A 16,037-nucleotide genomic window follows, 5' to 3' on the forward strand; every position below is an offset into this window, starting at 1 on the left:
GTGAGAGCATTTAAAGAGATGTTACAAAGGAATTCCAAGAAGATAATATTGATATTAATAGGAATATTAATATTATTTATATTAGGAATAATAAGTAGTGTAAGACAACCAGTAAAAAAAGCATTAAAAGAATCAAAGGTTAAAAAGAAGATATTATATATTCCCAAACAATTTATATGGCAAAAATATCCAAAAGATTTTAAAAAGGAATATAAATTCAAAGAAACAATAAAAAAGAATATAGCGAGAAAAGAGGTGATAAAGAAAAAAGATTATGAAAAAAAACATATGTTACAGATAAATTATTATGATAAAGAGGATAGGTTAATATATAGAATAGAAGATACACGAGGAATACAGCAATCAAGTTGGAGTTCGGGAAGAGGAGGAGCGTCAGAAAAGGTACGTCCATATCCCAAAGAGGAAGGGTATATATATGATGAAAAAGGCAGAATAATAAAAAAGGTATTAACCTCACCATTTTATTACAAAGGGAGCATAATAAGGAAAGCAAAAGATATAGAATCAGAGGAAAGGGAGACATATTTATTTGATGGAATTAGAACAGGAGATGTTTATTATACAGAATATAGTTATAATGAAAAAGGCGAATTAACAAGAGAATATAAATTAAAACCAATGGATTATTATGAAAAAGAGGTAATAGATTATAATATAGGGAAGAAGAAAAGAGAAAAAAAGATGATAGATTATGAAGTGCTTTCAGAGGAATGGAATAAGATATATGTAGAAATAGATAAAGAATATGATGATAAAGGAAAATTAATAAAGAAATTTGTATTGAGGAAGAATAAATTTAACGCAATAAGAAGTGAGACTAATTTTGATATAAAAAAAGGAGAAATAATAACAAGGTATTATGATGGAGATAAGATGTTTGCTACAGTAACAGAAACAATGGTTGGAAAGGATAAGGCTATTGTGAAAAGGGAGAGGGTTGGAGATGAGAGTAAAATTATTATAGTTGACTATATTGAATATATCAGCAAGGATAAATTTGATTATAAGAAATATAAAAATTATTATTCTCTTTATGATCAAAGATATGTATTAAATACTAATGATGAAATTAAATTTAAAGTGAGTTTTTTAAGAGGAAGTTATGAATATAATGATACAAGAATAGAAGGTGGAGTAGATAAAAATTCATATAAATATGAAAGTTATTTTTCTGGAGATGGAAGTGATACCTATAGTAAAGTAAGTTCAGAAATAAATAATATATTTGAAATAAAAAGATTGAATAATTTAGAAAGTGAGATATATGAATATGAAATTAACAAAGAAAAATATTTAGAAGTATTAAAAAATATTATGGTTGGAAAGTTAGAAGATAATATAAAAAAGTATTTAATTTTGAAAAAACAAACAAAATTAAAAAATGAATCGTTAAAAAATGAATTTAAAAATATAACAGGAGGTATTAAAAAATGAGTTTGAATGTCAATATGAAAAAAGTGAAATTGATAAAAGGTAAAGATAATTGGATTTATATTTCAAGAGATGGTGTGGAAGAAACAATCAAACTATTCTACGACGACGGACACTTTAATAACACTAAAATAGATGAATTACAAGAGAAAATAAGGAAGAGAAATGCATGGAATTTTGCAGATATGTTAGATGACTATATAGGAACAGAAGATTATGCACTAACATTTTTAGGAGCATTAAAAGGGACAGGTAAGATGAGTAGTTCAGAAACATTTGATGAAGTAGGTAAAAGTCTATTTTCAGAAAGTGTGAGATTAACATTGGGGACAAATTTTGAAAAGAATGCAAAAAGTGAAGATGAGTTTAAGTCGATGATAGCCTCTTTATTTGTAGATACGCATGAAATAGTGGATAAACTTGCAGCAGGAAATCCAACAGAATTAAAAAGTAAAATATTTGGAGATATGTTTGCAGTATATGCTCCTGCGTTTACAGCAGTGGTGAAGAAATGTGGAGTACAATTGGCAGATTCTTCAATTTCAGGAGTAATGGATATATTTAAGAATGGAGTAGAATATACTCTATCAGAGTTAGGTGTAAAAAATGAAACGATAATGGGAAAGAATAATGGAAAATTAGGAGAGGAAGGAATTTCTTTAGAAAATTCTGTATTGAGAAGTAGATATGAAGTATTAAAAAAAGGTGAAGTTAATATAGAATTTCCAGAAGAATATAAAAAAGCAATAGAAGATTATAATAATGAAATAAAAAAATATAATGAGAAAGTTAGAAGTTATAATAAACAAAATGGAAATAGTGGCAATAAATTAGAAGAATTAAAATTAATTGGATCTAAAAAATATACAAGTGAAGCAGTAAAAGAGATTTTGTATAAAGAAGTAATTTTAAATAGATTAAGTGCAGATGTAATGAGTGCAATGATGAGTTCAGGAGTAAGTGGTATAAAATCTGGAGAACTTCCTGCACAAATAATAGGAGTAGGAATGTTTGCAGAATCAAAACCATTTTCAGCAGGTTTAAAGATTTATTTATCAGAACATTGGGAAGAAGTAAAAGCAGGGAATTTTGATGTATCAGAACTTATGACAGAAGTCAAAAAAGCGAATATAGATTTTTTTAATGTAGTAGACAATTTTTTTGGAGCATCATCAAATTTTATAGAATGGACATATAAAGGAGAAAAACTGGCAACAGAGTTAGATGTAGATGCACCTGGAATGGTAGATGGAACAGCAAAAGGGTTACTTGAACATTGGAAAGAAGTGAAAGATAAAATAGCAGGAGATACAACGATAAAAGGGGTAAAAAAGATAATAGGAAGTGTAGAAGGAGTAACAAAATTATTAAATGATTTAGGAAAAACAGGAGAATTTCCAGAATATGATATTGTTGGGTATTATGATAATAAAGTAATGGGAAATATAAATGAAAGTCATATATATTTTGACGGAAATACAGATATAATAATGTATGAGAGTGAATCCAAACAAATTAATATAGTAAGGAAAACAGGGAATTACTCAAGAAGTGAAATGGCATCAATGGTTTTAAAAAATATGTCAGAATCGATATTATATGATTCTAAAAACATGGCATTAAAATTTGGAAATGAAGAAAAAAATTATTTTCATTTTTATGATGGAGGAAATGAATATCTAATATATGATGGAGAAAATATAGTAGAAAAAGTATCTTCAGAAGAAAGTGGATGTAATCTTGAGGAAAGAGGGTTTGATTATAAAGAGGTTTTAGATTCAGAAATAAATTTATGGTTAAAAGAAGATAAAAGGATAGGAGATTATTTAGATGGAAATAAAAAATTTATAATTTTAAATCCAAGTGAAATAATACCATTAAAAGAAAATTATACTTCGAAGTTGGATATATTTTCAAAACATTTAAGATTTCCATTAATAGGAAATGAAAAAGATAATATTATTATAGGTTATGGTGATGATGAATTAATAAAAGGGAATAGCGGAAATGACAAAATTTATGGAGGTAAAGGAAAAGATAGTATTTATGGCGGAGCTGATAATGACAAATTATACGGTGGTAGCGGACACCTAATCGAATTAGGAGAATATCAATACACCACATCAGAGGATAAAGATAAATCATCAGATTATCTAAACGGTGGAAAAGGCAACGATATGCTGGTAGGTGGATTAGGAAATGACATCTATGAATTTAAAACAGGAGATGGATCAGACAGTATATTTGAAAGAGGCGAATGGGGATTAAGTTTATTTGACATAGGAGAAAAAAGAGTTTTACAAAGAGGAAGTTATAGAGGGAAAATAGTAATAGATGGTCAAGAGATAAAAGGAAAAGCAAAGAAAGTAAACGATAATAAATATGAATTAGAAGTATCAGGGGAAAAATACGAATTAGATTATACATCAGGAGACTTAATAATAAATTATGGTAATGGAGATAAAATAAAAGTAAAAGCTTATCAAAATTATGATATGGGAATAGAATTAGAAGGTTTACCTGTGTTATTATCATCAGAAATGTATGATAAGATAATTTCAATTTTAGGAATAGAAAATAATACAATAAAGGGAATGGTAGAGAGAACAATAGCTACAAATATGGCAATAGCAAAAGTAAATCCAGTATCAAAAAAATTAGTAGCAGCAGTAAATGAAATAGAAAGAAGTTATGTAGAAGAAGGTTCAAAAATGCCATTATGTGGGTTTTTTAGTGGATTTTATAATATGGGTTGGGGAGTCGGAGCTATGGCAATGAGAGCCGATGCAAATTTATCAAAATATGCAAAATATGTAAATTTAGATCCATTAATATTAGATTTAAATGGAGATGGAGTAAAGACAACAAAATTAGAAGATGGAAGTTATTTTGATTTAGATAATAGTCAATTTGCAGAAAAAACAGGATGGGTAACACCAGAAGATGGGATGTTAGCGTTAGACAAAAATAGTGATAATAAAATAACAAGCGGTGATGAACTGTTTGGAGACCAAACATATTTAAAAAATGGGAAAAAAGCAGATAGTGGATTTGAAGCATTAAGTGAATATGATAGTAATGCAGATGGGAAAATAGATAAAAATGATGAAGTATATAGTGATTTAAGAGTATGGCAAGATATAAATCAAGATGGAGTATCCCAAGCAAATGAATTAAAAACAATGGAAGAATTAGGGATAAAGTCATTAAATTTATCATCAACAAAATTAAGCGAAGAAAAAGACAATGGGAATATATTATCAAGTTTAGGGAGTTATACAAAGACAAATGGAATAAGTTATGAGATGAGTGAGTATTTATTAAAGAGGAATCCAATAGATAGAAGAGAACGAATAACAGAATTAAAAGAAGATATAAAAGGGCTAGTAAATGTAGAAGCAACAGGAAATATGGATTCATTATTGCAAGCTATAACAGAGGATAAAACAGGAGAATTGGAATATTGGACAAAAGTATTTGAAAGAGAAAAAGACCCAATAGTAAGAAGAGATTTAGTAGAAAGTGAATTTATTTATCAATGGGCAGGAGTAAGTAAAGTAGAAGAAGATAGTAGAGGAAAGTATATAGATGCAAGACAATTAATGGTATTGGAGAAATTTTTAGGGGAAGAGTGGACAGATAACAAAGGGAAAAAGAATCCAGATAAATATTCAGCAGAATTATTAAAAGATGCGTATAGAGTATTAAAAGAGCGAATATATTCAGAGATGTTAAGCAAAACCCATTTAGTAAAATATATAGATATGGCAACATTGGAGATAACAGGAGATAAAGTAACAATAAATACAGATGAGTTAAAAAGTGCAATAGATAAAGAATTAAAAGATGATACAACTTATGGAAGAGAATTATTAAAAGATATGTTGAGTTATTTTATCTATAATGGATATGATAAATATATGGATTATAAAGGATTTACAAGCTATTTTGCAAATCAAAATGAAGATTTAGAATGGTTAGTAAATTCAGTAGAGATGAATCCAATAGAGGGAGATAAAGCTTTTGGAAATTTCTTAAAAAATCAAAAGAAAGAAGATGGGAATAGTGTAGGATATTCATCAGAGATAGTAGATTATTTAATAGGAAAAATGAAAAAAGAGGATTTTTTTGATTTGAGTTATAATGAGAGATTAAGATTAATAGAGTTAAATAAAGAGATATATTCAAAGGATGAGTATGAAGTATTATATAGATTGATAAAAAGAGGGATATCGTGTAATGATAATTTATCAGGAACAGCAGTAGCAGATGCTATAAAAGGTGGAAGAGGTAATGATACTATAGCTGGGAATGGTGGAGATGATTATATTTATGGGAATGAAGGTAGTGATAATTTATCAGGTGGAGAAGGGAAAGATTATATAAAAGGTGGAACAGGTAACGATACATTATATGGAAATAATGATGATGACAGGTTATATGGCGGAGCAGGAAATGACCATATAGAAGGTGGACAAGGCAATGATATATTAGAAGGTGGATTAGGAGATGATTATTTAGAAGGTGGAGCAAATAATGATACATATGTTTATAGTAAAAATTCTGGAAACGATACTATAAATGATTATGATAATATAGAAAAATTTATAACAACAGATGAAGCAGGAAATGAGATAACAATAGCAAATGAAAAACATGATATAGTGGAAATGAAAGATATATTATCAACAGAAGTAAAATTGGAATTAGATAAAGAAAATTTACTGATAAAAGTATTAGATGAAGAAGGAAAAGTATCTTCAACATTAAAAATAGAAAAATATTTTAAAGATGGAGAATATAGAAAAATAGAACTACACTTTGCAGATGAAAAGGTGTGGGATTTTGATATGGTCAAAAATATAATGAATATAACAGAGATAACTCAAGCAAGCGATATGGAAAATATAGATAGTAATTCTAATATAATATTAAGTAGATTAGATTCTAATACAGTAGATGTATCAAATTCTAGTGCGGATAAATTAATAGTTGGAGGATTAGGAGATGATACATTGACAGGAGGATCAGGAGATGACTATCTTGATGGAAAAGATGGGAATGATATATTAGATGGAGGAGCAGGAGATGATATATTAGAAGGATTTTATGGAGATGACACATATATATTCGGTAAAAATTATGGGACAGATACAATAATAGAGGATTTTGGAAATGATACAATAAAATTAAAAGATGCTTTGCCAGAAGATGTGGAATTTATAAGAAAAAGTGTATCAGATAAAAATTTATATATAAAAATAAAAAATCATAGTGGAGATTTGATAATAAAAGATTATTTTGATAATTCAAAAATAAAAATAGAAAAAATAGAGTTTAAAGATGAAAGCAGTTGGGATAGATTAGCAATAATGGATAGAGATGTAATATATGAAGGAGAAGTGGGACAAGGAAATAAATTTGTAATTGGAGATTATAATTATGGAGCAATAGATCTTACTTTTGATGGATTGGTAGATACAACAAATGAACATCATAAATATATAATAAATGGTAAAGAAAAGGATGATACTTTATCAGGAGGAGTAAAAGAAGACACTATATATGGAAATAGAGGGGATGATTATATATATGGTGGAGATAAAGATGATAAGATATATGGCGGAGAAGGGAATGATAAACTATATGGAGATACAAGGTCAGAGGTAGAGGAATATAATTATAGAGATAGTGTAGAAAAAGTAGAAAAACCAATATTTGAAGATCTTGAATATTTAATGGAACCAACAAGATCGAGTGGAAGTGACTATATAGAGGGTGGAACAGGAGATGACTATATAGAAGGTGGAAGAAATAATGATATATTAAAAGGTGATGAAGGTAATGACACTATTTGGGGAGATGGATACGTTAATGTAGTAAGAGAGATGTCTGTATTAAAAAGATACCATGAAGGGGATGATACTTTATATGGAGGATCAGGAGATGATTATATAGAAGGGCAAAAAGGAAATGATAAACTATATGGAGGATCAGGAGATGATACATTAATAGCAGATGGAAATGATGAAGAGTATGGAATGATGGGAGATACTACATATATACCACATGGAGGAAGAGATATCTTAGAAGGTGGAACAGGTAATGATAGATTAGAAGGTGGAATATGGGGAGATAGTTATGTATTTTCAAAAGGAGATAATCAAGATGAAATATTTGATTTGCAAGGAAGAGATCAAATAGTATTTAAAGATGTGTTATCAAATGAAATAAAAGTAACAAGAAATTTTGATGATTTATTAATAATATACAATGAAGATAGAGATAAAATAAGAGTAAAAGATTATTTTTTAAGTAAAGAAGAATTAACTAAAAGATATAAAGATTCGAATATAGTAGGATGGGAAAAATTTGAACATAAAATAGAAGAAATAATTTTTGCTAATGGCGAAAAATGGAACGAAGAAGATATATTAAAAAGTTTTGCAATAGTAGGGACAGATGCAGCAGATGAGTTAAATGGAACAGAAAGAGAAGAGGTAATATTTGGAAGAGCAGGAGATGACACAATAGATGGTAAATTAGGGAATGATTTAATCTATGGAGAAGAAGGAGCAGATAAAATATATGGTGGTTCAGGAAATGATCATATCTATGGGGATTCTGGAGATGATTATATAGATGGTGGTTATGGAAATGACATAATAAAAGGAGATATAGGAAACGATAAGTTAAAAGGAAATGAAGGAGATGACACTATATATGGAGGAGATGGAAATGATAAAATATATGGTGGCTATGGAAATGATACATTAGATGGTGGAGAAGGCAATGACTTTATTTATACAGAAAAAGGGAATAATATATTAACTGGAGGATCAGGAGATGATATATTACTTTCTGGAGATGGAAATGATAGTTTAGATGGAGGAGATGGAAATGATAAACTTACATCTAATGAAGGAAATGATGAATTAACCGGAGGATCAGGGGATGATATTCTTGATTCTGGTACAGGAAATGATAAATTAACTGGTGGAACTGGGAATGATACACTTAAAGCAGGTTCAGGAAATGATAAATTATATGGAAATTCAGGAGATGATATATTAGATGGCGGAGCAGGAAATGATATATTAATATCAGATGATAAAAATGATAGTGGAAATGATATATTAATAGGTGGTTCAGGAGATGATGTATTAAAAAGTAATGCTGGGAATGATATATTAGATGGAGGCTCTGGAGAAGATTTATTAGATGGAGATTCAGGAGATGACATTTATAAATTTGGTAAAGATTATGGAAATGATACTATCTATGAATATACAGGTACAGATTTAATAGTAATGGGAGAAGGAGTAACCAAAAAAGATTTATTGATAAAATTTAAAGCATATGATCTGAAAATATATATAAAAAATACAGATGATAGTTTAACAATAAAAGATTATTTTAGAGCAGATAAATATGCAGTGGAAAAGATGATATTTGCTAATGGAGAAGAGCTGAATTTAAAAGAATTAACAGATGCTTGGATAATAAAAGGAACAGAAGGTGATGATACACTATATGGTACAAATGGAGACGATTTAATTTTTGGATTAGGTGGAAATGATACTATATATGGTTTAGCAGGTGATGATACATTAAATGGTGGCACAGGTGATGATTATTTAAACGGTGGATTAGGTAATGATTATTTAGATGGAGAAACAGGAAATGATATATTAGATGGTGGAATAGGTGATGATGAATTACATGGCGGAGCAGGCGATGATACTTATGTTTTTGGGAAAGATTATGAAAAAGATATATTAATAGATAGAACGGATAAATTGAATAGTGAAAGAAAATACGATAAAACAATAATAAAATTACAAGATATAACTCCAGAAGAGATAAAATTTATAAAAGATGGAGGTAATCTTAATATAACTGTAAAAGGCAGTAATTCAAAACTTGAAATAGCTAACTTTTTTGACAAACATAAAAGTGAAATAGATGAGATAAGATTTTCATATGGTTTAGAATTTGAAAATGGATTGGTATGGGATTTAAATGAGATACAAAATCACCCAATTTATGTTTATGGAAGTGATAAAAAAGATAAATTTAATCCTTATTCTATGGATAAGAAATCATTAAGAATAGGAAGAAGTTATAGTGATTACAAATATTATATTGATGGATATGGAGAAAAAGATTATTTATCTGGTGGAATAAAAGGAGATACAATTTTAGGTGGAGAAGATGCAGATAGATTAGAAGGACAAGCAGGAGATGACTATATAGATGGAGGAAGTGGAGATGATCTGTTATCTGGAGGAGCTGGAGACGATACTTTAGTAGGTTATACAGGAGATGATAATCTTTATGGTGGTTCAGGGAATGATTTACTAAAAGGAGATGTTGGTGAAGATTTTTTATTTGGAGGAAATGGAGAAGATGAACTACATGGTGGAGATGAGAATGATACAGTTATAGGTGGAAGGGGTAATGATAAATTATATGGAGATAGTGGTGATGATTTATTAAAAGGTGGATCAGGTAACGATATATTAGAAGGTAGTAAAGGAAATGATATATTAATGGGAAATTTTGGAGATGATATCATAGATGGAGGAGCAGGAGATGATATTATTTATGGAAATGAGGGAGACGATAAGTTTATATTTGGCAGAGGTTATGGTAAAGATACTGTGTATGAAGAAGGTTGGGGTTTTGATAAAATAATATTATCAGACGATATAACAAAAGATGATATAAAATTATCTAAATCAGGGTATGACGTAATACTAAGTATAAAAAATGGTGAGGATGAGATAAAGGATAGTTTAACAATAAAAGATTATTTTAAAAGTAACTATAATAAAATAGAAAAAATAATTTTTGCAACAGGAGAAGAATGGGATACTTATGATATTACAGAACAATTAAAAATAGTTGGGACAGAAAATGCAGATGAAATAACAGGAACAGAAGTTGAAGACTTAATATTAAGTCTTGATGGAGATGATAAAGTAAGTGGAGGAAAAGGAAACGATGCTATAAAAGGTGGTACAGGAAATGATATATTACATGGAGATGAAGGTGATGATCAATTATTAGGAGAATCAGGAAGTGATGAATTATATGGAGATAGTGGAAATGATCAAATTGAAGCAGGTACAGGAAATGATATTTTAAAAGGTGGCACAGGTAATGATAGTCTATCTGGTGGAGCAGGAAATGATAGAATATATGGAGAAGAAGGTAATGATTATATACAAGGTGGACTAGGTAATGATTATATAGAAGGTGGAGCAGGAAATGATACAATAAAAGATACTTTGGGAACAGATAAAATATATGGAAATGCAGGGAATGATACGATATTTGCAGGGGAAGATAATGATGAAGTACATGGTGGTACAGGCAATGATAGTATAAGAGGAGATGGAGGTTCAGATAAAATATATGGCGAATCAGGTTATGACAATATTTCTGGTGGATTAGGGAATGACTATATAGATGGTGGAAGTGAAAATGATACAATAATGGGCGAATCAGGTTCAGATGAATTACATGGAAATACTGGAAATGACTCTATAATTGGTGGCACAGGAAATGATAAGCTATATGGCGAATCAGGCTATGACAATATTTCAGGTGGTGCAGGAGATGATGAAATATATGGTGGCACAGGAAATGATTCTATAAGTGGTGGTTTTGGTTCAGATAAATTATACGGAGATGAAGGTAATGACCGTATATATGGTGGATTGGGAGATGACGAATTACATGGTGGGATTGGTAATGATTATTTAGTAAGTATAGGAATGACAACAACTAAAGATGGTGAACCAATGGAAATTGCAGCAGCGGATAAACTATACGGAGATGAAGGAAATGATACTTTAATAACAAATAAAGGCGATGACAAGTTATATGGAGGTTCTGGAAATGATATATTAAAATCAGGAGAAGGACATGATATATTAGATGGTGGAGCAGGAGACGACTATCTTGAAGGTGGAATAGGTGATGACCAATATATATTTGGCAAAGGTTATGGTAAAGATGTAATAAATAATTATGATAGTAGAGTTGATGGATTAGATAAAATTATTTTTAAAGAAGAAATTTTACCAAGTGATTTAAGAGCAAGAAGAGATGTTTATGATTTAGTAATTAGTATTGTTGACACAGCAGATACCATAACAATAAAAAATTATTTCAAAGATAAATTATATGAAGTAGAAAAATTTGTATTTGCTAATGGAGTAGAATGGGAAAGAAAAGATATAGATGAAAGATTAGGTTTAATTTTAGGAACAGAAAATGATGATACTCTTATCGGGACAGAAAGTGATGAATTTATAACAGGGTATGCTGGTAATGATATGGTAAAAGCAGGAGCAGGAAAAGATATAGTAGAGTCAGGAGCAGGAGATGATACTATTTATGGTGGTTCTGGAGATGATATTTTAAAAGGTGGAGCAGATAATGATACTATTTATGGTGAAGATGGGGTAGATACTATTTATGGTGGTTCTGGAAGTGATATCTTAAAAGGAGATTCAGGGAATGATATTATCTATGGCGAAAATGAAGATGATAAAATATATGGTGGCATAGGAGATGACACTCTAAAAGGTGGAGCAGGAAATGATATTATCTATGGAAATGAAGGAGTAGATATTATTTATGGCGAATCAGGAAATGATATAATAGAAGGGAATGAAGGTAACGATAAACTATATGGAAATGAAGGAAATGATGTTCTAAAAGGTGGCATAGGAGATGACTATTTAGAAGCAGGAAGTGGTAAAGATGAATTGTATGGAAATGAAGGAAATGATGTATTAAGAGGAAATTGGAATAATGATAGATTGTATGGTGGTACAGGAAATGATAATTTATCTGGTGGGTACCAATTATTTGGAGAAGAAGGAGATGATTATTTAGCCTCTGGAAATGTATTAGATGGTGGAATAGGAAATGATACATTGAAAAACGGAAATGAAATGTATGGAAGAGCAGGAAATGATAAACTATATGGAAACTATGGAGCTAATATAATGGAAGGTGGCACAGGAGATGATTATCTTGATGGGAATTATGGTGATGATCTTTTAAATGGTGGTACAGGAAATGATATCTTAAAAGGGAATTATGGTGATGATAGATATGTATTCAGAAGAAATTTTGGAGAAGATACAATATATGAAGTAAGTGGAACTGACAAAATAGTATTTGAAGATGGCATATTATCGGAAGAGATAGAGTTGACAAATGAGGAATTTAATTTAATAATAAAATTAAAAAATAGCGAAAATAAAATTAAAGTAGTAAATTATTTTAAAAATGAAGGAAGCGGAATAGAAAATATAGTATTTGAAGAAGACGGAACAATTTGGAAAAAAGATAAAATAAATTCAAACGTTATATTTACTCCGCTAGAGGGAGATAATGGAATAAATAATCTAAATGGTATTGGAAATATAAAAGGATATGGTGGAGAAGACAATATATACGGAAGTGTAATAGATGATATAATAGATGGCGGAGAAGGGAATGACCATCTTGATGGACAATTAGGAAATGATACATATATTTTTGGTAAAGGATATGGAATTGATGAGATAGCATTAAATGGAAAAGATAAAATAAAATTTTTAGATAATGTATCAGAAGATGAAGTTAAAATAATTAAAAAAGGTAATGATTTTGTTATAAAAATAACATCTTCTCCTGATAGGATAATAATAAAAAATAGTAATTTAAATAGTTTGCTAAATTCATTAAGTTTAGAATTTAGTAATGGAACTGTGTGGGATAGAGAAAAATTAAATTTTATTTTAAACAAACCAGAAATAATGCAAATAGAAGAAGACAAAATAATAGGTACAAATTCAAAAGATAAGTTAGAAAGTACAGTTAATAATGAAAGTTTAATAGGTAAAGATGGTAGCGATACTTATATATTTAAGAAAAACTTCGGAGAAGATATAATTTATGAGAGTAATAATAGTAGAGATATAAATGTTGTACGATTTTTAGATGGGATAGAAAAAGAGGATATAGAAGTAAATATAGATGAAAATGATTTAATAATAAGAGAAAAAAATAGTGATAATTCCATAAGAGTGAAAGATTATTTTAATGGAACAAAAAAAATAAGTAAATTAGTTTTTTCAGATATGAAGGAGAAAAATTTAGAAGATTATATTTCATACATAAGAGGAAACAGTATAGAGAAAAATTTAGTAGGAAGTTCATTAGATGAAGTAATAACAGGTGGAGAAAGAAATGACATTTTAGATGGAAAAGATGGAAATGATTTATTAAAAGGTGGATATGGAAGTGATACCTATGTTTTTGGAAGAGGTTATGGACATGACACTATTTATGATACTCCTTCATATTATTGGAGACCAAATAATAATAACGTAATAAAAATGACAGGAGTAATGTCGGATGATATAAGATTTGCGAAAAATGGGAATGATTTAAGAATAGAAATAATAAGCACAAGAGAAGTTCTAACAGTAAAAAATGTAATAAGCAACAACTATATTAACAGAATAGAATTTGGGGATAGTGTTTTAGAAGGTAATAATATATTAGCAAAATTAAATGAATCATACAATATAATAGGTACAAATAAAAGTGAAACTATATATGGTTCTAATGGGAAAAATATAATAGATGGACAAGGCGGAAATGATAAATTAGTGGGAAATAGCGGAAATGATGTATATATTTTTGGAGAAAATTCTGGACATGACACTATAATTTCCCCTAAAAAAAATGATATAGTTTTACTTAAAGAAACATTAAAACCAGAAAATATGAGCTATACAAGAAAAGGAAATGATTTAAAAATAAATATAAAAGATAATTTAGATGATTCGTTAATTATAAAAAATTATTTTGCAAATGATAATTATCAATCTGCAATTAAATTTGCAGATGATACAATTATAACTTTAAAAGAATTAGAAAAATTAGATTATGCAGTAATTGGTACAGATAAAGATGAAACTTTAATAGGGGTAGGAAATGATACTTTAATAGGTAAAAATGGTGATGATATATTATTAGGACAAATTGGAAATGATGTATTAGAAGGAGACAAAGGAAATGATGTATTGTATGGAGAAGCAGGAGATGATACATATATTTACAGAAAAGGAGATAATTTAGATATAATAAAAGAAAATAATGGAGCAGACATACTAAGACTGGAAGATATAAATTCAGAAGAATTAAATTATAAAAGAGCAAATAATAATTTAGAAATAACAATAAAAAATAGTTTAGATAAGATAATAATAGAAAATTATTTTGCAAATGATAAATACAAAGTAGAAAAAGTAGTTTGTTTAGATAAAGAGTTTAATTTAGAAGAGAGATTAAAAGAAGGAATAGAAGTAATAGGAAGTAACGGAATAGATAATTTATATGGATATTTGGGAGATGACAAATTTGTATTGGACAAAGGAAATGATGTAGCATATGGATACGCAGGAGATGATACATATGTCTATTCAAAAGGAGATGGAGTAGATACAATAATAGATAATGCAGGAGAATTAGATAAAATAGTATTAAAAGATTTAAATAAAGATGAAGTAGAATTAAAAAGAGTAAAAGCTCAGAAACGTATAAATTATTGGAATACAATCTATACAGATGATTTAGAAATAAGAATAAAAGGTAGTAATGAAAAAATAGTGATAAAAGACTATTTTAAAAACAATAACAATAAAATAGAAAATTTAGAATTTAGTGATGTAAGCATAAAAACAGAAGAGTTTTTATTAGAAGGAATAAATATAATAGGAGATGAAGGGAATAATGCTTGGCTTTATGGTTCTATAGGAACAGATAAAATAGAGGGAAAAGCAGGAAATGATAATTTATATGGAGAAACAGGCGATGATGAGTTATTAGGAAATGAAGGTAATGATATATTATCTGGAGGAACAGGCGATGATAAACTATATGGAAATGAAGGAGATGATAGATTATTAGGGCAAATAGGAGATGATGTATTAGAAGGTGGAGCAGGAAATGATGTATTAGATGGAAATGAAGGAAATGATACGTTAGTAGGTGGAATAGGAAATGATAATTTATTAGGAGCAGCAGGTTCTGACATATTAGAAGGAAGTATAGGTGATGATAATCTAGATGGCGGAGCAGGGAATGACACATATGTCTATTCAAAAGGAGATGGAGTAGATACAATAATAGATAATGCAGGAGAATTAGATAAAATAGTATTAAAAGATTTAAATAAAGATGAAGTAGAATTAAAAAGAGTAAAAGCTCAGAAACGTATAAATTATTGGAATACAGTCTATACAGATGATTTAGAAATAAGAATAAAAGGTAGTAATGAAAAAATAGTGATAAAAGACTATTTTAAAAACAATAACAATAAAATAGAAAATTTAGAATTTAGTGATGTAAGCATAAAAACAGAAGAGTTTTTATTAGAAGGAATAAATATAATAGGAGATGAAGGGAATAATGCTTGGCTTTATGGTTCTATAGGAACAGATAAAATAGAGGGAAAAGCAGGAAATGATAATTTATATGGAGAAACAGGCGATGATGAGTTATTAGGAAAT

At 28.8% G+C, this 16,037-nt stretch carries 2 protein-coding genes (1 of these 2 only partly in view); both read left to right on the forward strand.

Features of this window, described 5'->3' with window-relative positions; genetic code table 11:
- Entirely contained in the window at nucleotides 1–1,455 is a 1,455-nt protein-coding gene (locus tag RDY08_RS10560; protein WP_307905589.1) for a hypothetical protein, read from the forward strand.
- On the forward strand, nucleotides 1,452–16,037 hold the 5' portion of the coding sequence (locus RDY08_RS10565) for a calcium-binding protein (RefSeq protein WP_307905590.1). Its footprint extends 11,115 nt past the window's final position; the window shows 14,586 of its 25,701 coding nt (coding positions 1–14,586); the start codon lies at nucleotides 1,452–1,454; its stop codon lies off the right edge, out of view. Before RDY08_RS10560 ends, RDY08_RS10565 begins: the two co-directional genes overlap by 4 nt.

Source organism: Haliovirga abyssi, from assembly GCF_030295325.1.
GTDB lineage: Bacteria > Fusobacteriota > Fusobacteriia > Fusobacteriales > Haliovirgaceae > Haliovirga > Haliovirga abyssi.